A 22809-nucleotide genomic window follows, 5' to 3' on the forward strand; every position below is an offset into this window, starting at 1 on the left:
TCACTGCCCTCCCTGATCGCTGGCTTTTTTAAATGCAATCGCCACATCGCCCTTGCCCGGTTTGAAGGTGAACTGCGTGTCCGCGATGGTCGGCTTGAGGTTCCACTGATACACCGCGCTGTACTCGGGGAAGCTCTTATCGTCGGTGGTGGTGATCACCAGTTTGCACGGCAAGGGTTTATCGGAACGGGTCAGCCACAATTGCCAGTCGATACCTTCCTGGCGAAACGCCAAATGATCGCAGAGCTGGCCCTTGATGATCGACGGCCCCACGTACAGCGCAGCTTTCAAAGCGTCGATCTGCGCCTGATCGCTGCCGAACAGAAACAGATCCTCCATCGGCACCTGCACACCGTAGAAGTTCTCGACCTTGTGCAGGGTTTGCGCCACGGTGGCCGGGGCATCGACCGTGGTGTAGTACTTCAGGTACGGCGAGTACTGGGTAAGTTTTTTGCCGTTATAGAAAAACTCGCGGGTGCGTACATCGCCCTCAGACTTGGCGTACAGGCGATCATGGCCGACCACTTTCAGGGTGTTGGCCGACTCGGTCTTGATCTTCTGCCCGGATTCCAGAACGGTGTCGCGGGAGACTTGAGCATCAACCTGAAATTTCGGCAGGCTGCGCAGGTAATTACCCATGTCAATGAGCTTGTCGACCACCTGCGGGTTGATCAACGGCGTGTCATTGCTGGCCTCGGCCGCCGGCGTGGCGGATGGGTCTTCGGCGCGGGCGACCGGCGCGAGCACCAACGTGAACATCAGGCAGACAATACTGGCTGGGGCTTTCATCGGTTGCGCTCCTGTCCCTGCGTTGGGCGTTGCGCCCCAAGGGCGACTGACTGACCAGCCTAGACCTCACTATTGCTGTGCGCCAATGTGCGCGGGAACACCGCGCATTGATGGCCATAGGCTGTTAGCCCACCTTGTCGCAAGCCACTGAAGTTCGCTGGAAAACCGTAAGAAACGGCCTACGCTGAATTTGTCCGTCGCCCGGCGTCGGCACTCATTGGATGGATTCAGCAGGCAGTACGAGGCCGATCATGCAAGGTTCACGCAATGGATTGTCCGGTGCCCATTGGCGCCCGCAACGTCAGTCACTGGCGTTGGAACCGAGAATTCTGTTCGACGGCGCCGCCGCTTCGGCGACTGCCGATCAACATCACAGCGATCCCGCCGCGCCACCGGCCGCCGTGGACGCCCAGGTTCCTCACTCCACGCCCACCGAGGGCCGCGCCAGCGAGCCAGCACCCTCTGCTGCGCGCAGTCTGCTGGTGATCGACAGCCGAATTGAAAACCGCGATCAACTGGTCGCGCAGTTGCCGGGCAATGTCACCGCGATTGTGGTGAATGTCGGCGAAGACGGTCTGGCCGCGATCTCTGCGGCGTTGGCGCAACTGGGCAAGGTCGATTCGATCCAGATCATGTCCCACGGCGCCTCCGGGCAATTCACCCTGGGCAACCGCACGGTCAGTTCGGACAACATCGACTCGCTGGGCAAGACCCTCGAACAATGGCGCAACAACCTGACCCAGGGCGCGGACATTCAGCTCTACGGTTGCGATGTCGGCGCCGGCGCGGCCGGGCAAACCCTGGTCAGCGAACTGGCACGCTGGACCGGCGCCGATGTCGGCGCCTCGAGCAACGACACCGGCAGCAGCAAGGTCGGCGGCGACTGGACCTTGGAAACCCGGGTCGGCGACCTCGACAAGAGCATCGCCATCAGCGGCCTTGCCATGGCGCATTTCGATGGCTTGCTGGCGGATGCTGCGCCCACTGCCACGGTGGCCACTGGCGGCAGCGATGTGCTGCTTGGCGACCGCTTCACGTTTACCGTGAACTTCAGCAACACCTCGACCCAAGTGGGTTACGCGCCATTCATCAATCTGGCGATGCCGGTCACCGGCAAGGATGGCGACGACGGCGTCAATTTCATTTCGGCCACCTACCTGGGGCAAAACCTGATCAGCCACGTGGTGACGTTCGATGCCAACGGCAACGCCACACACCCACTGGCCAAAGACGCCAACGGCAACTTTCTGATCATCAACGCCGCCACTTACGGCATGCGCGCCGGCGACAAACTGGTGGTCATCGAACTGCCCTTCGCCAGCGTCACCAACCAGCAGCCGGTGATCGGCGTGCAGATTACCGCCAGCCTGAGCAATCTGGCCGACACGGCGTTTTCCAACGGCAGCCCCGACCTGACGATCCGCGCCAGTGGCGGCTTCGAATTCGGCAACGACGCGCTGGACAACCCGACCAATGATCCGAGCCTGATTCAGGCCGGCACCGCGGCCTTCGTCGTGCACCCGACGGTGATTACCGTCAGCGAAACCATCAATACTCCGGAAGGCGAAACTGCCACCGGCCCCAACTACGTGCGCACGCTGACCCTGTCGGCGACACCGGCACCGGGGCAGACGTTGACCAACGTCGTCGTCACCCAACCCCTGCCCGACAACATCCAGGTCAACTCGATTACCCCCGGTGCAGGCGGCCGGCTGACCTCGATCACCCTGCACGACGGCACCGTGGTGACCAATCCCGCGCAAATCGCCGTGCTGATTGCGGCCAATGACGTTTACATCAACTCGTTCACCGTCGCCTACGACAGCCTTTCCGGCAAGACCGACACCGTGGTCGCGTTCTACGTGCCGGAAGTCGATGCCAACGGCCAGCCGGTGATCAACCCGGTGACCGGCGATGCCGTGACCGTGACCCTTGGCCCACCGACCGCTTCGGGGCAATGGGTGCCGCTTGATCCGCGCGACCTCACTGCACCGAACACCACCATCGATTTCAGCGGCACCGGTCAGGGCACGCAGTTCATCGCCAAATCGATCACGCTACTGAAAACCGCGACGATGCAGAATGACATCGGCCACAGCGGCATCAGCCCCGGCGACACCCTGCAATACACCCTGAACCTGGCGATTTCCGACTACTTTGCCTTCGGCAAGGACTTCTTCAACGAAGGCCAACTGGTCATTCGCGACCAACTCAGCGATGGTCAGACCCTCAGCGGCACGCCGACCCTGACGGTGACGATCAACGGCGTCGCGCAGACCATCACCCTGGTCACCAGCGTGGTGACCAATGCCGACGGCAGCACCTCGATGGTGTTCGACATCGCCCAGTCGCTGCGCAATGCGTTCAGCAACACCCGCGGCTGGCTCAATGGCGACCTGGCCTTCGACGACACGTTGCAGGGCGCCGTGGTCGCGGTGTTGAGCTATTCGGCCATCGTTGGCCAGACCTACAAACCGCCTTCAGGCAACCCGCACCCGGACATCAACGAAGGTGACGAACTGGGCAACACCGCCACGGTGGACGGCACGCTGTTGGTCGATCGCTTCAACCTGACGGGCGAGAGCGAAACCGACGGTTCCACCACCACCAGCGTCATCCCCACCAGCAACGTCGATATCAATCTGGTCGAGGTCAATAACGGTACACCGCCGGGCAACGGTGAACTGCGCCCCGGCGATGAAGTGACCTTCGAACTGAGTTATGACCTGGTCACCGGCGATTACGAGCAATTCAAACTCACCGCGTATCTACCGCTGCCGCTGTTCAATGTCAGCGGGATTACCTGGGGTTCGGGCGATGATGTCGGCCAGTGGGCGCTGGGTGCGGGCAATACCAATGCCGGTGGCGTGGTCAGCGTCACCAGCGCCGACGGCAACTCGGTGGTGTTCGACTTCGGCAGCTTTGCCACCAACACCACCACGGGTAGCCGCATTGTCATTCGCTTCACGGTCCGGGTTGGCGATCAGCCGTTTGCCGACCAGCGCTCGCTCGACGTCCTCGCACAATCGAGCCAGCAGACCACCCTCACCGACCGCACGCTGATTTCCTCCGACGTTGTCGCGATCGTTTCCGTCGCCGAGCCGGTGCTCAATATCAAGCACGGCGTGGTGTCCGGCTCCAACGGCACGGTGACCGGCACCAGCGGCAGCTGGAATCCGCCGGGCAGTACGGGCAAGCCGTTCAATGGCAGTGTCACCGACCTGTCGTCGGTTGACGGCAACATCAGCAACATCGACGGCGCCGACCGTTTGCGCCTGGTCACAGCGATTGAAAACAGCGGTGGCGGCGGCGCGTTCGACGTCAGCACCAGCATCACCCTGCCCTCCGGCTTGAGTTTCGTCGGCGGCAGTCTGGCGGCGGCCAATCTGCAGATTTATCGTGGCGACGGCACCTTGCTGGTGTTGGGCACTGACTACAGCGTCAGCGGCAACCAGATCAACTTCCTCGACGCCGGTGGCGTAGCCAGTCTGTTGGCCGGACGCAGCGGCACGGCCGCCGATAACAGCGGCGCCAATGTTGTAGTGATCAGCTATGACGTGGTGGTCAGTGCGACCATGGAGGCCAGCCGCAGCCTGCAATCCACCGCGACCCTGAGCAATTACGCCAGCGTCAATGGCGGTACCGATTTCACCCCGACCGACCTTACCGATCTGGCCAGCCAGCAAATCGCCGCGCCGGTCATCAGCAAAGTCTTCGCCGACGGCACGCTGGACAACGGCGACTCCAGCGCCAGCCACACCACCGGCAGCGATCTGGTGGTCGGCGAAAGCATGCGCTACGACATCGTCATCACCCTGCCGGAAGGCACCACGCAAAACCTGCGCATCGAAGACCTGATTCCACCGGGTATGCGCCTGGACACCAGTTTCAATGGCGGCCTAGGCTACCAGATCATCACCACCCGCGCCGGCAGTGGCGCGCTCGGCGCCGATTTTGCCGGCAGCGTGCTCGTCGGTGGTTTTGCCGGAATTGGTGGCGCACTGGGGGGCGACGGTGTCGATGGACGCTGGACTTTCAGCGTCTCCAGCGTGTCGGCGGACAACCAGACCGGCAACAACACCTTCGTCATTCGTCTGCAACTGGTGGCCAACAACGTCATTGCCAATCAGGCCAACGTCTCGCTGCAGAACAATGCGCAGTTGGTTTACAACGACCCGGATGGCGACACGCCGAACGGCGCGGTGGCGCTGGATCGCAACGTTGCCCTGAGCGGCGGCCAGCCGACGGTAACCGTGCGCGAACCTACCCTGCAAATCAATCAGGTGATCACCTCCACCTCCGGCCTGGGCGGCTATGACCAGGGCGACACGGTGACTTTCAATATCACCATCACTAACGGCAATGGCAGCACCGATTTCAGTGCGTTCGACATCAGTTTCCTCGACACCCTGCCGACCCAACTCAGCAACGTCACGCTGGTTGGTGTGCTCTATCAGAACGGTGCGACAAATAACGGTGGCGTGGCGTTTGAAATCGTCGGAGGTCAGTTGCGCACCGCCAGCGGCGCCAATATCGACATCGCCAAGGGCGGCAGCATCGTTTTGCAACTGAGCGGCATCGTCAACGCCAGCGCCGCAGCACTATCAAACATCGCCAACGTCGCCAGCGTGCAATGGACCAGCCTCGACGGCGGCAGTGCCGGCGAGCGAACCGGCGTCGACGGCGTGCTCAATGGCGGCACGCTCAATGATTACCGCAACCTGTCGACGTTACTGATTCCTGTGGCTCAGGCCATCGAAATCTCCCGTGTCGGCGGCCTGCCGGACACGGCCGCGCCCAATCCGACCACCGCCACCGTCGAACAAGTCACCGTCGGCGAAGTGATTCGCTACCGCGTGGTGGTGCTGGTGCCAGAAGGCAACAACCCCAATTATCAGGTGCAAATTACCCTGGCCAACGGCTTGCAGTTCATCTCGCCGGATGCGCTGGTCAATGCCCTGCGCATCGCCTTCATTTCCAACGGCGGGCTGACCACTGATGCCAACCTGATCGTCGGTGGCACTCTTAACATCGACGGTAACGAAAACAGCCCCGAGGCCTTGCCGATCACCGCCGACCTGTCCGGCCTGGCGCCGCAAGGCATCTTCGACCCGAGCCGGCTGACGGTCATCACCAACCCGGATGGCAGCCAGGTGGTGACGTTCAACCTCGGCAACGTGGTCAACGGCAATGGCAACGATGACGATCTGGAAGGCATCTCGATCGAGTTCAACGTGCGCGTCACCAACATCGCCGCCAACATTGCCGGCGCGCAACTGGCGGTGACCGCGCAGGAAATCGTCAACGGCGCCGGGCGTGCGGTCAGTGACACGGTGTTTGAACGGGTGGTCGAGCCGAGCTTCAGCGGCCTCGACAAGCAGATCATCAACTTCAACCCGAACCCGAGCGGTGCCGTTGGCAACGCCACGGTGCAACTGAGCTTCACCCAGAACGGCGGCCTGCCGGCGTTCGATGCGCGCGTCAGCGACGGCTTTGCCGGCGGCAGTAATTACACGTTGCTCAGCGTCAGCATCAACGGCGTGAGTTACGGCCCGGGCAACCTGCCGGCGGGCATCAGTTTCAGCACCAGCGGCGGTTTGAGCGTCAACTTCGATCAACTGGATGTCGGCGCGCAGATTCAGGTGCGCTACTCGGTCGACCTGCCCAACTCGACGATTGTCGCCAGCAGCAACGCCACGCTGACCTGGAGCAGCCTGCCCGAAGACTTCACCCGTTGGGGCGGCAACAGCGTCGGCGTCGATGGCACCACCAGCGGCGAGCGCGATGGCAGCGCCGTCGGCCCGAACCAGTACATCTTGCGCGACACCGCCGGGCTCGGCGTAATCACCGGCACCTTGTGGAACGACACCACCAGCCCGACTGCCAGCGCCACACCGGATGGCGCCGGTCTGGCCGGGCAAACCGTGACCCTGACCTGGGCCGGTGCCGACGGCCGCCTCGACACTACTGCCGACAACCTGCAATTCACGACCAGCACCGACGCCAACGGCCAGTACCATTTCGGCGTGTTGCCATTGGGCGTGTTCCGAATCGACGTGCCCGCCGGGCTGGTCAGTTATCCGCAACCGCTGGGCGATTTGCGCGTACGCGTCGACAGCGATGCCGGCACCCTCGGCCAGATCACCATCACCTTGGGCGATGCCGACACGCAAAGTGCCAACGCCGGTTATGTCGAGCAGAACGACGCACCGGTGAACACCCTCCCCGGCACGCAAAACGGCCTGGAAGACGTGGTGCTGAATATCGGCGGCATCAGCGTCGCCGATGTCGATGCCGACCGCGATCCGAACGTCAACGACCGGGCGATCAGCGTGATTCTCACGGTCACCCACGGCACGCTGTTCCTCGGTGCGACCGTGCCCGGCGTCACCGTCAGCGGTGCCAACACTGCGAGCCTGACCCTGACCGGCAACCTCGCCGACATCAACGCCGCGCTGGCCAGCCTGCAATATCTGGGCAATGCCAACTTCAATGGCACCGACACCCTGACCGTACTCAGCAACGACCGGGGCAACTACGGTGATGCCGATGGCGACGGCATTCCCGGTACGGCCGCCGATGCGCTGACGGACACCGACACCCTGCAAATCATCCTCGCCGCCGTCAATGACAACCCGCTCGGCGTCAACGACAGCGCCACGGCACTGGAGGCCGGCGGCACCAACAACGCCTCCGCCGGTATCGACCCGCGCGGCAATGTGCTGAGCAATGACACCGACGTCGACATCGCCACCAACGCCGATCAGTTGCATGTGGTGTCGGTCGGCCCCGGCGCCGGCATTCAGACGCCGGTGCTCGGCGTCACCGTGATCAATGGTCTGTACGGTCAGTTGGTGATTGGCAGCAACGGTTCTTACCAATATGTCGTCGATAACAACAATGCGGCCGTGCAGGCCTTGCGCGTGTCGGGCCAGACCTTGCAGGACAACTTCAATTACATCCTCGCGGACCTTGCCGGTGAAACCTCGACGGCCACGCTGACCGTTACCCTTCAAGGCGCCAACGACACGCCGCAGGGCATCGACGATGACGGCGTGGCCATCGAGGCCGGCGGCGTCAACAACGGCACACCGGGCAGTGACGCCACGGGCAACGTGTTGAGCAATGATCTGGACGTCGATAGCGTTGCCAACGGCGAAACCCGCACCGTAACCGGCATTCGCCCGGTGTCCGAGGCCGGCTCCGGCAACTTCACCGCGGTCAGCGGCGCCACGGCGATTGCCGGGCTCTACGGCACCTTGACCATCAATCCCGACGGCACTTACAGCTACGTGGTCAACAACAGCAACGCCACGGTTCAGCGCCTGAGTGCCGGGCAACAACTGGTCGAGTTCTTCAGCTATCGGCTGACCGATGCCGGCGGGCTGGATGATGTCGCGCAATTGCGCATCGTCATCCAGGGTGCCAACGACAACCCGGTGGCCAGCGATGACGCAGCGTCGGCGCAGGCCGCGTCGACCAATGGCACCGCGTCGGAAAGCAACCCGAGTGGCAACGTGATTCAGTTCCCCAGCCGTCCCGGGCCGATCACTCAACCGGGTGGCAACGGCGTCGATCAGGACGTCGACGCCAACGATCAGCCGAGCAGCCAGTTGCTGGTCAACGGCGTGATCAACAAAAGCGAAGCCAGCTACAACCCGGCCGTCGACGTGCTCAGCGGCGTCGCCACCGGCACCACTTCCGCCAATGGCACCGTGGTGGCCGGTCTCTACGGCACCTTGCGCATCGGCGCCGATGGCTCGTTTTTCTATGACGTCGACAGCACCAATGCGCTGGTACAGGCCCTGGCGCCGGGTCAGACCCTGACCGAGTTCTTCACCTACCGGATCACCGACACCACCGGCCTGACCGACACCGCGCAACTGGTCATCACCGTGCATGGCGTCAACGATCCACCGGTTGCGCAAAACGTCATCGCCGTCGCCACCGAAGCCGGCGGGATCAACAACCTGACGCCGGGCGTCAACCCTTCGGGCGACGTCACGGTCAACGACACCGATCCCGATGGTGATCCACTGACGGTCACGCTGATCAAGTCCGGCGCGAGCGGCGAACCGGGCACACCGATTGCGGTGAATCTCGGCGGCACGGTGATTGCCGGGCTGTACGGCACGCTGACGATTTTCCCCGACGGCAGCTACGTCTACGAAGTCGACAACAGCAATCCCGACGTGCAGGCCCTGCGCCGTAGCGCCGATCTGCTCTCGGAACGTTTCACCTACACCGTCAGCGATGGCGTCGGTGCCACGCCGCAAACCGACACGGCGGAAATCATTGTGTTGATTCGCGGGCAGAACGACAACCCGCTGGCCAGTGATGATTCCGGCGTGGCTATCGAGGCCGGCGGCCTGAACAACAGTCAACCCGGCCAGGATCCCGCCGGTAACGTGCTGGATAACGACAGCGATGTCGACGGCGGTGAAGTCCCCGGCGACCTGCCCAACTATGACTACGGCGAAACCCGCGCAGTGTCCTCGGTGCGCACCGGCAGCGAAGCCGGAACCGGCACGACCGGCGCCCTCGGCACCGAGTTGCGCGGCACTTATGGCTGGCTGACCCTGAACGCTGACGGCAGTTATAGCTATCGTCTGGACAACAGCATGGCGGCGGTTCAGGCCTTGCGCGCCGGCAACACCCTGCTCGATGCGTTCAGCTACGAGGTGATTGACGCGGCCGGTGCCACTGATCGCGCCACGTTGAACATCAGCATTCAAGGGCGCAACGACACGCCGGTCGCACAGAACGACAGCAACACCGCTGTCGAGGCCGGCGGTGCGAACAACGCCACGCCGGGCCTCAATCCGAGCGGTAACGTATTGGCCAACGACACTGACGTCGATGGAAACGGCGAAGTGCTTAGCGTGATCGGCGTTAATCAGGGCTCCTCGGTGGGTCTGATCGGCAGCGGTTTCAATGGTACTTTCGGTGTCCTCACGCTGAACGCCGACGGCAGCTACAGCTATCTGCTCGATAACCTAAACCCGCAGGTCCAGGCACTGCGCAGCAATGCCGACACCCTGACGGAAACCTTCACCTACCAGATCCGCGACCTCGCCGGCGCCACCAGCAGCGCAACCCTGACCATCACCATTCGCGGGGCCAACGACAACCCGATCGCCAGCGACGACAGTGCCGTGGCGGTCGAGGCCGGCGGCACGTTCAACGGCACGCCGGGGGTCAATCCTAGCGGCAATGTGCTGACCAATGACAACGACGTCGATGCCAACGACGCGAAACGGGTGACCGGGATTCGCACGGGCAGCGAAGCGGCCGGCGGCACTTTCACCAACGTTGTCGGCGCGCAGACCTTCAGCGGTTTGTACGGCACCCTGACCCTCAACACCGATGGCACTTACAGCTATGTGATCAACAACAGCCTCGCCGCCGTGCAGGCGCTGAAAGTCGGCGATTCGCTGGTGGAAACCTTCACCTACCGCCTGCGCGATATCGCCGGGGCCACCGACACCGCACAACTGAGCATCCGCATTGACGGCGCCTGGGATGCGCCAGTCGCCGCCAATGACACCGCGCTCGCCGTGGCCGATAACGGCAACGGTAACGGCGTCAACCCGAGCGGCAACGTGCTGGCCAATGACACTGACGTCGATCAGGGTGACAGCAAAACCGTCACCGGCATCCGTTTCGGCACTGAAGACGCCGGCGGCGGTCTGGCCGGGGTCACCGCAGGCACCGACAACAGCAATGGCACGCTGATCAACGGCCTCTACGGGCAATTGATCATCGGCGCCGACGGCAGCTTCACCTACAACCTCGACTCGAACAATGCGGCGGTGCTGGCTTTGGGGCCGCTGCAATTTCTCAATGAGCGCTTCACCTATCAAGTCAGTGACCGTGGTGGGCAGACTGATCTGGCGGAAATCCACATCATCATTCGCGGGCGCAACATTGCACCGGTGGCAAATACCGACACGGCCACTGCCGTCGAGGCCGGTGGCAGCAACAACGATCAACCCGGCCTCAACCCCGGCGGCAATGTGCTGGACAACGACACCGATGCCGAAAGCGATCCGTTGTCGGTGATCGGCATTCACACCGGCACCGTCAACGCAATCGGCACGGTCGGCAGCGTCGGCACCTCGTTGCGCGGGTTGTATGGCGACTTGCTGATCAATACCGACGGCAGCTACACCTACACCGTCGACAATAACCTCGCTGCCGTACAGGCCTTGCGTCAGAGCGGCCAGACCCTGAATGAAGTGTTCACCTACACCATCGTCGATCGCTGGGGCGACACCAGCACTGCCGAGTTGCGCATCACCGTCGATGGCCGCAACGACACGCCGGTCGCCGTCGATGACAGCGCCACGGCGGTCGAGGCTGGCGGCGTCAACAATGGCCCGCCGGGCAGCAACGCCACGGGCAACGTGCTGGACAACGACAGCGACGTGGATAGTGTCGCCAACGGCGAAAGCAAGCAGGTGCAAAGCGCCAGCAATCAGGCCGGCCAGTCCGCCGGCGCCGGGCAAGTGTTGATCGGCCTCTACGGGCAACTGACGCTGAATGCCGACGGCAGCTACACCTACGTCATCGACAACAACAATCCCGTGGTGCAGGCCCTGCGCACGGCGGGCGAAACCCTCAGCGAAACCTTCACCTATCGGATGGTCGACGCGGCGGGCGCGACCTCGGACGCACGGCTGACGGTGGTCATTCAGGGCGCCAACGACGCACCGGTCGCCCAGAACGACAGCGGGTTTGCCAGCGATCAGTCCCCTGCCCCGCAAACCACCGGCAACGTGCTGCCCAACGATGGCGATGTCGACGGCAACGACAGCCTGGTGGTGGTCGGCGTGCGCACCGGTGCCGAAGCCGACGGCGGCACGGCCGGGGTGATCGGCCAGCCAATCATCGGTCTCTACGGCACCCTGGTGCTGAACGCTGACGGCAGTTACACCTACACCATCGATCAGAACAACCCGGCCGTACTCGCCGCCGCCGGCCTCGGGCAGATCCTGCGCGACGTGTTCACCTACACGATCAACGACCGTGCCGGCGCCAGCGATCAGGCCGAACTGGTGATCACCCTCGACATCGCCACACCGTTCATTCCTGCGCCGGGCGGCAACAACTTCGAGCGTGACCCGAACACCGTCAACCGCAACTTCCTCATCCCCGATCCGCAACCGGCGGTCTTCGTCACGCCAGTGGTCGAACGCGTGGCGGAAATCTCCGAGCTGTCGGCCTGGGGCGTCGATGGCAGCAACCTGCGCCTGGCGGCAGTCGGTGAGTTCAGCAGTGATTCGCTCGGCAATGGTCTGGGCCTGGTGCCGGGGCAATTCGTCCAGCAAGCGGTGCGCATCAGTCGCCTCGAAAGTGAACTGGACCTGCTGTGGATTCAGGGGCGTCAGGGCCGTACCGGGCTGAGTGCCGATGGTTTGTTGAGCGACCCGTCGCTGTTCACCTTGAACCCGGCCGACCTGACGCACAGCCCGGCACACGCTGAAAAACAACAGGAAAAACCACGGGGCAAGGGCTTCAGCGCGCAATTGCGTGACGCAGCGCAGCGGCGCACGCCACGGTAAAGCGGTCGACCTGAAGAAAATTCGAAGAATGCAAAGGAATGAATATGCGTATACATGCGACCCGGCTTCTCAGTACCGCCATCGCTTCTGCACTGCTGCTCAGTGCATGTTCGTCAACGGAACCGAAACCCTCGACTGACGAAGAAAACCGTCAACGCATCATTGCCGACCAGTCCCGCATGTACTCCGGCCAGGAACCGGTCACCGCACCGATTACCTTTTACGAAGCCGCCGCGCGGGCGCTGAAATACAACCTCGACTACCGCCTCAAACTGATGGAAAGCGCGCTGGCCTCGGATCTGCGCGATGTCTCCAGTCATGAAATGCTGCCGCGTCTGGTCGCCTCGGCCGGGTACGCCGGGCGTGACAACGATTCCGGCGGCACCTCGATCGGCATCGAAGACCGTCAGGTCAGCTTGCGTCCATCGACCTCCGAAGAACGCTATCGCGAAGTCTACGGTCTGGGTTTGAGCTGGAGCCTGCTGGATTTCGGCGTCGCGTATTACCGCACGCAACAGAAATCCGACCAGATCCTCATGGCCGAAGAACGCCGGCGCAAAGTCGCGCAAAACGTTCTGCAGGACGTGCGCAATGCCTACTGGCGGGCGCTCGGCGCCCAGCGGTTGATGCCGGAAGTCGACAAACTGTTGATGCGCACCCACACCGCACTGACCTCGGCCCGCCAGGCGGAAACCCGTGGTCTGCTGCCGCGTCAGGAAATCCTTGCCTACCAGCGCGCGCTGCTCGATTCGATCTACCTGCTGACCGTGCGCCGCCAGGATCTGGAATTCGCCCAGGCCGAACTGTCGGCGCTGATGTCGCTGCCACCGGGTTCGAAAATGATCCTCGCCGACATGCCCGACCCGCCGCTACCGGAAGTCCGTCAGAGCATGGCGCGGCTGGAACAGCTGTCGTTGGAGAACCGCCCGGAAATCATGGAAGAGTGGTACCGCAAACGCGTCAATCAAAAGGATCTGGAGATCGCCAAGGCGCAGTTGTGGCCGAATGTCAGTGTCGATTTCGGCTACAAGTACGATTCCAACAAATACCTCTACAACAACGACTGGATGAGCACCGGCCTGCAGGTGTCGATGAACCTCATTCGCCTGCTGCAATTGCCGTCGTTGAACGCCGCAGAGAAATCCCAGGGCGAAACCGACGATACCCGCCGCGTGGCGCTGTCGATGGCGATCCTCACCCAAGTACGGGTCGGCACCCTGCGCTATCAGCTGGCGCGGCAGGAAGTGGAGTTTGCCGAAGACAGCCTGCGCGTCGACCGCAGCCTGCTCGATTACGCGCAAGCGGCGAAAACCGGCGCGTTGGGCTCGGAGCTGGAAGTGATCCGCTCCGAGGGCCGTTATCTGCTGTCGCGTTATCAGCGTGAAGCGGCGTTCTCCAGCGCTCAGGCCGCGTGGGGGCGGATGTACAACTCGGTCGGGCTGGACGTGCTGCCCAAGGAAATCTCGCAACACGACATCAAGACCCTGGCCCGGGAAATCCAGCGCACCTTGAACGAACAAGAACAACAACGCCTGCTCGCTGCCACTTCGCAAGGAACGCCGAATGCGCAAAATCGCCCTTGAGTCCCGTTTAGGGGCCCTGTTGTTGGCCAGTCTGATCCTGCCCGTCCACGCCGAAGACAGCCCCTCGGCCACAGCTCTGGAAAGTGCCAGTGCGATTCGTGTGTTGCTCGCCGCCGAACTGGAAACCACCCTCTCCAGCCAGATGGCCGGCACCCTCGGTGAACTGAAAGCCGGGTTCGGCGAGCAGGTCGCCAAGTCCGAACTGCTCGCCCGCTTCAACTGCAATGAAGCCGAAGCGCGCTCGAAAGTCGCGGCGGCGGAACTGGCCATGGCCAAACAGAACCTGCAAGCCAAACAGCAATTGCGTCAGCTCAACGCGGTCGGCGATATCGAAGTGTCGATGGCCAATACCGAGGTGCAAAAGGCTGACGGCGCGCGGGCCATGGGCGCGGCGCAGAGTAGCTACTGCCAGGTGCTTGCACCGTTTTCCGGGCGGGTGGCCAAGGTTTACGTCAAGCCTTACCAAACCGTCTCGGCCGGCACGCCACTGTTCGATCTGGTCAGTGACGGCGCATTGAAAGTACGCCTGAACGTGCCTTCGAATCTGCTCAAAGACCTCAAACCCGGCTTGCCGCTGCAAGTCAGCATCCATGAAACCGGCAAGACCTATCCGGCGCATGTCAGCGGCATCAACTCACGCGTCGATGCGGTGGCGCAAACCGTTGAACTGGAAGCGAAGCTCGACAACAAGTATCCCGACCTGATGGCGGGCATGAGCGGCACGGCGCAGTTCGAACAAGCCGCTCGCCCATGACCATGAACGAGCCGTTGCCGCACCCTCACCTGCTGCTCGAACTCGATGCGTTGCGTGATAAAGCCATGGCCGCTGACTCGCTGAACAGCCTGGCGTTCAGCATGGCCAACGACCTGTACCCGTTGCTGCCGTTTCATCAGGCGCTGGTGTTTGCCCAGCGTGAATCCTCATTGGAATTGCTTAACGTCTCTGGTCTGTCACGGCCCAGCGAAGATTCGCCCTATCTGGTCTGGCTGCGCCGTGCCAGTCGTTGGGTGGCGGCGCAAGTGCCCGATGCTGAGCCGGTGTGGCTGTCACAGGACAGCGCCAACCCACCGCCGGACATCGCCGAAGGCTGGAACGAATGGTGGCCGTCGGGGCTTTGGTGCGTGCCGGTGCAGGATCGCGACAATCAACGTTTGGGCTTATTGCTGCTGTTGCTGGAACAGGAGCCGCCGACGCTGCTGTGGCCACACCTCAAGGGGCTGGTCAGCACGTGGGCTTATTGCTGGTCAGCGCTGACCCGGCGCAAGGGTTTGCGGCGCTGGCAACCCAGTCGCAAACAACTGCTGCTGGTATTGATCGTAATCGCTGCGCTGCTGTTGTTGCCGGTGCGGCAAACGGCATTGGCGCCGACAGAAATCGTCTCACGCCAGGCGCAGATCATCAGCTCGCCGATCGATGGCGTGATCGAAAAGATTCAGGTTCGGCCCAATCAACCGGTCGAGGCCGGCACAGCGCTGTTTTCACTGGATGAAACGACGTTGCGCAGCCGCGCCGAAGTGCTCGGCAAAGAAGTCGCCGTGGCCGATGCTGAATTGCAGGCGGCCAGCCAACGCGCCTTCGACAACCCGCAAAGCAAAAGCGAACTGACCTTGCTCGCCGGCCGCGCGCAGCAACGCCGGGCGGAGTTGGCAGCGGTGCAGGCGCAACTCAAACGCACGCAAGTGCTGTCGCCACGGGGCGGCGTCGCGGTGTTCAGCGATCCCAACGACTGGCTGGGCAAACCGGTGGTAACGGGCGAGCGCATCATGCAGGTGGCCGACCCGTCGCAACCTGCGATGCTCATTCAACTCGCCGTGGCCGATGCCATTGCGCTGGACCCGGGCGCTGAAGTGACGCTGTTCCTCACCGCCTACCCGCTGACCCCACTCAAAGGGCAGATCCTCGAAACCAGCTATCAGGCACGCCCCAGCGATGAAGGTGTGATCGCCTACCGCTTGCTCGCCAGCATCGACGGCACCCCGGAACACGCGCGCCTCGGCCTGCACGGCACGGCGAAGATTTACGGCGGGCGGGTGATGCTCGGTTATTACCTGCTGCGCCGACCCTTGGCGACGCTGCGTGCGTGGAGTGGCTGGTAATGCTCGACCCGGCTGACCTGCCCGTCCCGCCGCTGCGTGAAGACTTGCGCTTGAGCGAAGCAGCCCACGGCAGCAACGGCGAACCGGCGTGGGTGATTCAAGACACGGTGATCAACCGTTTCTACCGCATCGGCTGGCTGGAATTCGAGTGCCTGCTGCGCTGGGGTCAGTCGCCGCGCACGATCAGCGAACAGATTGCCGACGACACAGCCCTGAAACCGGATGTCGAGCAAGTCCTCGATTTCCGCCAGTTTCTCGAACAGCATCAATTGCTGCGCGCCGGCCCCGCCGCGCTGGAACGATTGAAGGATAAAAGCGAGCAAGCCAGTTGGCTGACCTGGCGCTGGTGGCTGCACCATTACCTGTTTTTCCGCATTCCGTTGCTGCGTCCGCAACAGCCGTTGCAGGTGTTGGCACGGGCGCTGGGCTGGGTGTTTCATCCACTCACCGGGCTTGTCGTACTGAGCCTGAGCCTGCTCGGGATCATTCTGGTGTTGCAGCAGTGGGACGTGTTCACCAGCGCCGTGGTCGAGTCGTTTTCCACCGAAGGCCTGTTCAGCTTCGCCCTGGCGCTGATCGTCGCAAAAACCCTGCATGAACTCGGACACGCCTTGGTCGCCACGCGCCTGGGGTTACGCGTCGGGCACATGGGCATCGCGTTTGTGGTGATGTGGCCGATGCTCTACACCGACACCGGCGAGAGCTGGAAACTCAGCCGTTCCCGGCAGCGACTGGCCATCGCTTCAGCGGGGATCGTGACCGAGTTGTCGCTGGCCGGACTGTCGACGCTGGGCTGGGCGTTGTGTGATCCGGGCGCGTTGCGCAATGCCCTGCTCTATCTGGCAACCACCAGTTGGCTGTTATCACTGGCGCTGAATGCCAGTCCGTTCATGCGCTTTGACGGCTACTTCATCCTTTCCGATTTGCTCGACTTTCCCAACCTGCATGAACGCGCTTCGGCGCTGGCGCGCGTCACCCTGCGGCGCAATCTGTTGGGTTTGCAGGAAGACTGGCCGGAAACGTTCCCGAGCGGTCAGCGGCGTTTGCTGGTGACCTTCGCGATCATCACCTGGGTTTATCGGCTGGTGTTGTTTCTGGGGATCGCGCTCGCGGTCTATCTGTTTTTCTTCAAGGTTCTGGGGATTTTCCTGTTCATGGTCGAACTGTCGTGGTTTATCGCCCTGCCCGTGATGCGCGAGCTGGGTCACTGGTGGAAAAACCGCGCGGCGATTCCGAGCCGGCGCAAAGTGGCGTTCTACGCGGTATTGCTGGCGATGCTGGTGGGGCTGGCGATGCCGTGGCGCACACAAATCGATGCGGTCGGCGTGGCCCGTGCCGAGCATCAGTTGCGCGTGTATGCGCCCTACCCGGCGCGCTTGCAATCGATTCACCCGGGCGGTCCGGTCAAGGCTGGGGAAACCCTGATTACCCTCGATGAGCCGGACATCACCTCACGCCTGCAATCCAGCGAAGCCAATGCCCGCAGTTACGAAGCGAGACTCTCGGGACTGATCGCCGACCCCGGCGGTCTGGCCGAAGACGCCGTGACCCGCCAGCGCCTCAACGTGCAGTTCGAAGAGGCCCGCGCCGCGCGCTCGGAAATCGCCCGGCTCAACCTGCAAACGCCGTTTGCCGGGGTCTGGCTGGACGTCAATCCTGACTGGAAAACCGGGCAATGGGTCGGCCGTCAGGAGTCACTGGGCATGCTGATTGATACGCGTAGCTGGCAGGTCGATGCTTATGTCGCGCAGGATCAGGTGCACCGCATGGCCACCGGCGATCACGTGCGTTTCTATGCCGATGGCCAGACCACGCCGTTGTCCGGCCGTGTCGTACAAATCGGCAGCACCCGCGCCAGTCAGCTGTCGCACCGCATGTTGTCGTCACGCTATGGCGGGCCAGTGCCGACGACTAGTGCCGAACATGCGCTGATTCCGAGCAACGCACTGTTTCAGGTGTTGATTCAACTGGATGAGCCGTTGCCGAGCCTGCGCGAGACCCGTGGGCATCTGAAGATCGACGGCGAGCGGCGCAGCCTGCTCGCTGACGGCGCGACCCATGTGCTCGCAGTGCTGATGCGCGAGAGCGGCTTCTGACAAGCGAACCTAGCCAGCGACGACAAACACAATGATCGGCCCGCACACCGCGAGCAAGACGTTGGAAATCGCATAGCACACCGTGAAACCGATCACCGGCGTGTTGCTCCCCGACTGCTCAATGATCTTGTTCATCGACGCCGCTTCGGTCTGCGCGCCGGCCAATGCACCAAACAAAATCATCGGGTGCAAGCGCAGCACATAGCGGCCGAAGTACAACGCCACCAGCGGCGGCAATATCGTCACCACAGCGCCGGACAAAAGCAGCGCCAGCCCCTGCTCTTTCATTGCGGCAAACGCCGCCGGCCCGGCCAACAAACCCACCACCGCACCAAACGCGGTCAGACCGAACTCGGAAAACGCCCATTGCGCCGCTGGCGGCAACGCGCCGATTTCCGGGTGACGCGAGTTGTACCAGCCGATCACCAGCGCCGCGACCAACACCCCGCCGCCGATCCCCAGCTCCACCGGAATCATGCCGATGTGCGTCGACAACAACCCCAGCAACGAACCGAGCACCATGCCCAGGGTGTGCATGGCGATATCGCTTTTGTAGTTGTTCTTGCGGATGCGCCCAAGGCGTTTGGCCATGGCTTCGACACTGGCGGTGCGCCCGGTCAGCGAAATCACATCGCCGCGACGCAACACGGTGTTGGGCAGCAACGGCAAGTCGTAGCCCTGACGGCTGATGTTGTTGACGAAGCATCCCAGGCGCCGGTCGGTGGCAAGGCGCGATTTGGCTTGATGGATGGTTTTGCCGGCGAACTCCGCCGAGGTCAGGACGATGTCCACCTGACGGGTCGGAAACGACAAGGCTTCGGGATGATCGATCTCCGGTCCGACCCAGTGACTGAGGTTGCCCACCGCATCGCGCAAGGCGTAGACGCCGATGATGTCACCCGCCATCAGCACGAACTCTTCATCGCGCTCGATGACTTTGCCGGCGCGCATCACCCGCTCGACGGTCAGCGATTCGTGGGGTTTTTCCAGATCGATGATGCGCAACCCGGCGGCCTGACCGTTTTCCGCAACCTGGTGGGCGCGCACCACCATTCGGGTGTAGGGCACGGTGATCGCCTCTTCTTCCTTGGCGATGCCCAGTTCCAGCTCCAGTTCCCGCGCCGACTCGCGCAGGTTCACGCCGAGCAGTTTCGGCGCGATGCTGCCGACAAACACGATCAAACCGATGGTGCCGAACAGGTAGGTAATCGCGTAAGCAATCGCCATGTGGCTGTTGAGTTGCGCCTTGGCCGCGGCATCGATTGTCAGTTGATTGATCGCGCTGGTCGCGGTGCCCATGATCGCCGTGTCGGTCAGCGCCCCGGCACCCAGGCCTGCGGTGAACCCGGCGTCGAAATCGAACAGCGAGTACATCAGTAGAATCGCCCCCAGCGCGGTGGCGCACAGCACCACCGAAAGCAGCACCAGTTTCAGTGTGCCGCGATTGAGGCTGCCGAAAAATTCTGGACCACTCTTGAAGCCGACGGCGTAGATGAACATCACGAAAAACACCGACTTCAGACCCGCCGGCACTTCCAGACCGATCTGCCCGATCAGCAAACCCATCAGCAGCGCACCGGCCACCGAGCCGAGGTGGAAGCTGCCGATGTGAATCCGGCCAATAAACACGCCGAGGGCAATCGCCAGAAACACGGCGATTTCCGGGTCGGTGCGCAAGGCGTGCAGGATGAATTCGAGCATGGGGCGAACTCCTTTGAGCGGCGGTCACTGATCCTTCGGTTCTTGCGCGGGTGCTGTGTACCACTTTTCTCGTGACACCCACTTTTCGCTCTGCGGATCGCCAAGATAGTGCGGCGACATAATCTGCACGCCGTATTCGTTGAACACGTCCTGGATATTGGCGTGGAGCATGCTCAGCAGCACCGCACGCGGGCGCGGCTGGCTCGGGATCGCCTGCGCGACCAAGCGATATTCCGGGTAGAAATCCGACAACGCGGTCTGGAACACCTGCGCCGCAGGATCTTCGAGAATCCCCGGCGTACGCTTCGCCGCTTCCAGCAGCATCGCTTCGACCTGACGCCACGGCGTGTCGTAGCCGATGGTCACTACCGTATCCACCACATAACCGGGGCCTTGCACGGTGCGCGAGTAGTTTTTGGTGACCGTGCCGGTAATCATCGAATTGGGCAGCGTCAGCACTTCCCCCAGCCCGGTACGAATGCGCGTAGTGAACATGCCCAGTTCGGTGACGGTGCCTTCGTAGTCGCCGATTTTTACGAACTCACCCGGACGCAAGGTGCGCGTGTAAGTGAGGATCAAACCGGCGGCGGCCTGCCCGACCACACTGGTCGCGCCGAGGGAAATCATCAGGCCGATCAGCACCGACAAGCCCTTGAAGGCATCGGTGCCGGCACCCGGCAGATACGGATAAGCCATGGCCAGGGCAAACAGCCAGATCGCCAGCGCGGTCAGACGTTGGGTCGGTTGCAGGGTTTCGTGATTGAGCCAGCTGAACGTCCCTGGCGTGGCCATGCGCCGCAGGATCCGCCGGGTGAACGCGGTGACGCCACGGGCGATAAAGAATATCGCCAGGGCCACGCCCAGTCCGGGAATCGCATCGACGATGCCTTGCAACAAATACCCGGCCAGCTCGAACAGATAGTTATTGAGACTTTCGCCCCATGGCCGCGTGTAGGGAAAGCGCGACAGGACGAAACCCAGCCATTCATAGGTCAACAGCAAAATCAGCAGCCAGCGCAGCAGCAACAGCAGACGGCTGACCAGCGGATACAGGAAGTTGGAGTCGATCAGTTGCACCCGTCCGACCTTCAGCGCCTGGGTGTGGCGATCCATCAATGCGGGGAGTTTTGCCAGTAACTTACGGCGCAAATACGCCAGGCACCAAAGCAGCGCGAGGTAAATCAGCGTGGCGACCGCAGCCAGTGCCAACGAGCGCAGAATCAAGTCGAGACTGCGCGCTTCGCGGGTTTCATTGACCACTTGACGGAGTTTTTCCGCCGCGCCCTCGGCAGCCTGTTGCACCGATGAATAGGCCAGCGTGTCGATGTCCTTGGGCGCGACAATGAAGGCGCGTTTAGAACCGATCAGCACCAGGTAGCTGTTCTGGATCGAATCAATGCTGACGTTGAGGTTCTCGCCTTCTTCCAGCGCCTCATTGATGACCATTTTCGCCCGTTTGACCCGCGAGGCCGGCGCTTCGCCGAGGATGGTGGCGCGAAACAGCATGATGCTGCGATTGGCGACCTTTAGCTCAACCGCCTCGTCGGCCGGTTTTGTCGCCTCATCAGCCGCCCAGCCGAGCCCGCTCCAGAGCGCCGCGAATACCACTATCCAAACCGCCAGCAGCCTGCTTCGCATGCGCCTGTTTCCTTACGCCCAAGTGTCAGAGAGGGATACGTAAGGCAGCGTAGTTGAGCGATGAACGGTTGTCAGATTCCCTCGCACCGATAAGTGTCACGGCAGATTTTCTTTGCGCTGGCTCTCCAGAAGCTCGGTGACATTGGCCGGTTGATACACCCAGCCAATGAACAATTCATAGCCGACCGCCAAAATCACCGGGCCAATGAACAGACCAATAATGCCGCTGGTGACCATGCCTCCAAGTGCACCGATCAGCACCACCGGCATCGGCACCGCGACGCCGCGGCCCAGCAACATCGGCTTGAGCACATTGTCGGAAAGCCCGGCAATCGCCATCCACACCGCAAAGATAATCGTGCTGGCACTGACCCCGTCCTGCGCGAAGACATAAATCACGATGGGCAAGGTGATCAACAACACCGGCAATTGGGTGATGCCCAGCAGCAGCACCATCAAGGCGAGAATACCGGCCGCCGGCACACCCATGACTACCAGTGCCACGCCAACCAGCAGCATCTGAATAAACGCGATGCCGACCACACCCTGCGCCACGGCGCGGATGGTGGCCGTGCACAGTTCGGCGATTTGCGGGCCGCGCACCGGGCCGGAAATCCGTGTGGTGATGGCGACGGCGGTACGATGACCGCTTTCGCCGTTTTTCATGATCAAACCGGCGACAATCAAGGCAACAACGAATACCACGATCCCAGCGCCTACACCGGCGGCCTGATGCAACAGCACTTTGCCCCAACTGCTCAGGTGCGGCGACAACTCCTTGAACGCCCAGCTCAGATCCTGCGAAGCGTGCTGCCAGATGCCGAAGAGCGGCGCACCGATCAGCGGCCAGGTTTCGACGCTGGCTGGTGGCGGCGGAATCTCGAACGAGCCCGCCTCCAGCGTGTGCATGCCGACTTTCACCGAGTCAGCCACGGAAGCGCCAAGCAGACTCAGCGGCACCATCAGAATCAACAGCCAAAGCAGCACCAGCACGATCGCTGCCCACCCGTAGCGGTTGCCGAGCCTGGCGCCGAGCTTCTGATTCAGCGGATACAAGGTGATGGCCAGGATCAGCGCCCACAGCATCACGTTGAGGAACGGATGGAAGATATCGAAACAAAACATCACAAGCACGGTAATCAGACCGGCACGTATGAACACGTCCAGCAGGGCTCTGGAACTCTGAAACGCTATCAGCGGTTTGTCTTCCATTTCGGCTCTCCTGATTGGGCCACCGTTGAACCGAACTGAGCCTAGTTCACAACTGGCCGATCGTCTCGACTGGTGCTCCAGCCAATTCACGACTAAACCTGAAAGCTGATCTTCTTTGATAAGGACGCC

At 62.2% G+C, this 22809-nt stretch carries 9 protein-coding genes; 5 read left to right on the forward strand and 4 right to left on the reverse strand.

All coding sequences use genetic code 11. The features are described from left to right. The gene (locus ACZ0A4_RS09425; protein WP_463574281.1) at nt 1-789 is read right to left on the reverse strand and encodes a DUF2092 domain-containing protein; all 789 of its coding nucleotides are present in this window, start codon (nt 787-789) and stop codon (nt 1-3) included. Nucleotides 790-1040: 251 nt separating this feature from the next. Between ACZ0A4_RS09425 and ACZ0A4_RS09430 the strand changes: the two genes are divergently transcribed. The 5 genes from ACZ0A4_RS09430 to ACZ0A4_RS09450 are packed head-to-tail and all read left to right on the forward strand — an operon-like array spanning nt 1041 to nt 18129. Next, nucleotides 1041-12353 carry a VCBS domain-containing protein gene (locus tag ACZ0A4_RS09430; RefSeq protein WP_463574282.1) on the forward strand — a complete coding sequence of 3771 codons (11313 nt, stop codon included), beginning with the start codon at nt 1041-1043 and terminating at the stop codon, nt 12351-12353. 44 nt (nt 12354-12397) lie between these two features. Further along, complete coding sequence (locus tag ACZ0A4_RS09435; RefSeq protein ID WP_463574283.1) at nt 12398-13936, forward strand: TolC family protein; 1539 nt, start codon at nt 12398-12400, stop codon at nt 13934-13936. Then, nucleotides 13917-14690, forward strand: coding sequence for an efflux RND transporter periplasmic adaptor subunit (locus ACZ0A4_RS09440; protein ID WP_463574284.1), 774 nt, complete (start codon nt 13917-13919; stop codon nt 14688-14690). The genes ACZ0A4_RS09435 and ACZ0A4_RS09440 overlap by 20 nt, the downstream gene beginning before the upstream one ends. Then, entirely contained in the window at nt 14687-16033 is a 1347-nt protein-coding gene (locus ACZ0A4_RS09445; protein WP_463574285.1) for an efflux RND transporter periplasmic adaptor subunit, read from the forward strand. The genes ACZ0A4_RS09440 and ACZ0A4_RS09445 overlap by 4 nt, the downstream gene beginning before the upstream one ends. Continuing rightward, complete coding sequence (locus ACZ0A4_RS09450; protein WP_463574287.1) at nt 16033-18129, forward strand: HlyD family efflux transporter periplasmic adaptor subunit; 2097 nt, start codon at nt 16033-16035, stop codon at nt 18127-18129. The genes ACZ0A4_RS09445 and ACZ0A4_RS09450 overlap by 1 nt, the downstream gene beginning before the upstream one ends. Before the next feature lie 9 nt (nt 18130-18138). Here the strand turns inward: ACZ0A4_RS09450 and aspT are convergent, their stop codons facing one another. The 3 genes from aspT to ACZ0A4_RS09465 form a co-directional block, all read right to left on the reverse strand. Continuing rightward, nucleotides 18139-19830 (reverse strand): aspartate-alanine antiporter, encoded by a 1692-nt coding sequence (aspT, locus tag ACZ0A4_RS09455; RefSeq protein ID WP_463574289.1) that lies wholly within the window; start codon nt 19828-19830, stop codon nt 18139-18141. Between the two features lie 24 nt (nt 19831-19854). Beyond that, on the reverse strand, nt 19855-21468 hold the full coding sequence (locus ACZ0A4_RS09460) for a mechanosensitive ion channel family protein (RefSeq protein WP_463574290.1): 1614 nt from the start codon (nt 21466-21468) through the stop codon (nt 19855-19857). Between the two features lie 96 nt (nt 21469-21564). Next, nucleotides 21565-22680, reverse strand: a complete 1116-nt coding sequence (locus ACZ0A4_RS09465) for an AI-2E family transporter (protein WP_463574291.1) — start codon at nt 22678-22680, stop codon at nt 21565-21567. Nucleotides 22681-22809 lie beyond the last annotated feature (129 nt).

Source organism: Pseudomonas sp. AC172 (assembly GCF_979258595.1).

Excerpts from the sequence above, each read along its gene's own strand:
- ACZ0A4_RS09430 (WP_463574282.1), top strand. The coding sequence starts at position 1,041 with ATGCAAGGTTCACGCAATGGATTGTCCGGTGCCCATTGGCGCCCGCAA.
- ACZ0A4_RS09460 (WP_463574290.1), bottom strand. The coding sequence starts at position 21,468 with ATGCGAAGCAGGCTGCTGGCGGTTTGGATAGTGGTATTCGCGGCGCTC.
- ACZ0A4_RS09435 (WP_463574283.1), top strand. The coding sequence starts at position 12,398 with ATGCGTATACATGCGACCCGGCTTCTCAGTACCGCCATCGCTTCTGCA.
- ACZ0A4_RS09450 (WP_463574287.1), top strand. The coding sequence starts at position 16,033 with ATGCTCGACCCGGCTGACCTGCCCGTCCCGCCGCTGCGTGAAGACTTG.
- aspT (WP_463574289.1), bottom strand. The coding sequence starts at position 19,830 with ATGCTCGAATTCATCCTGCACGCCTTGCGCACCGACCCGGAAATCGCC.
- ACZ0A4_RS09445 (WP_463574285.1), top strand. The coding sequence starts at position 14,687 with ATGACCATGAACGAGCCGTTGCCGCACCCTCACCTGCTGCTCGAACTC.
- ACZ0A4_RS09440 (WP_463574284.1), top strand. The coding sequence starts at position 13,917 with ATGCGCAAAATCGCCCTTGAGTCCCGTTTAGGGGCCCTGTTGTTGGCC.
- ACZ0A4_RS09425 (WP_463574281.1), bottom strand. The coding sequence starts at position 789 with ATGAAAGCCCCAGCCAGTATTGTCTGCCTGATGTTCACGTTGGTGCTC.
- ACZ0A4_RS09465 (WP_463574291.1), bottom strand. The coding sequence starts at position 22,680 with ATGGAAGACAAACCGCTGATAGCGTTTCAGAGTTCCAGAGCCCTGCTG.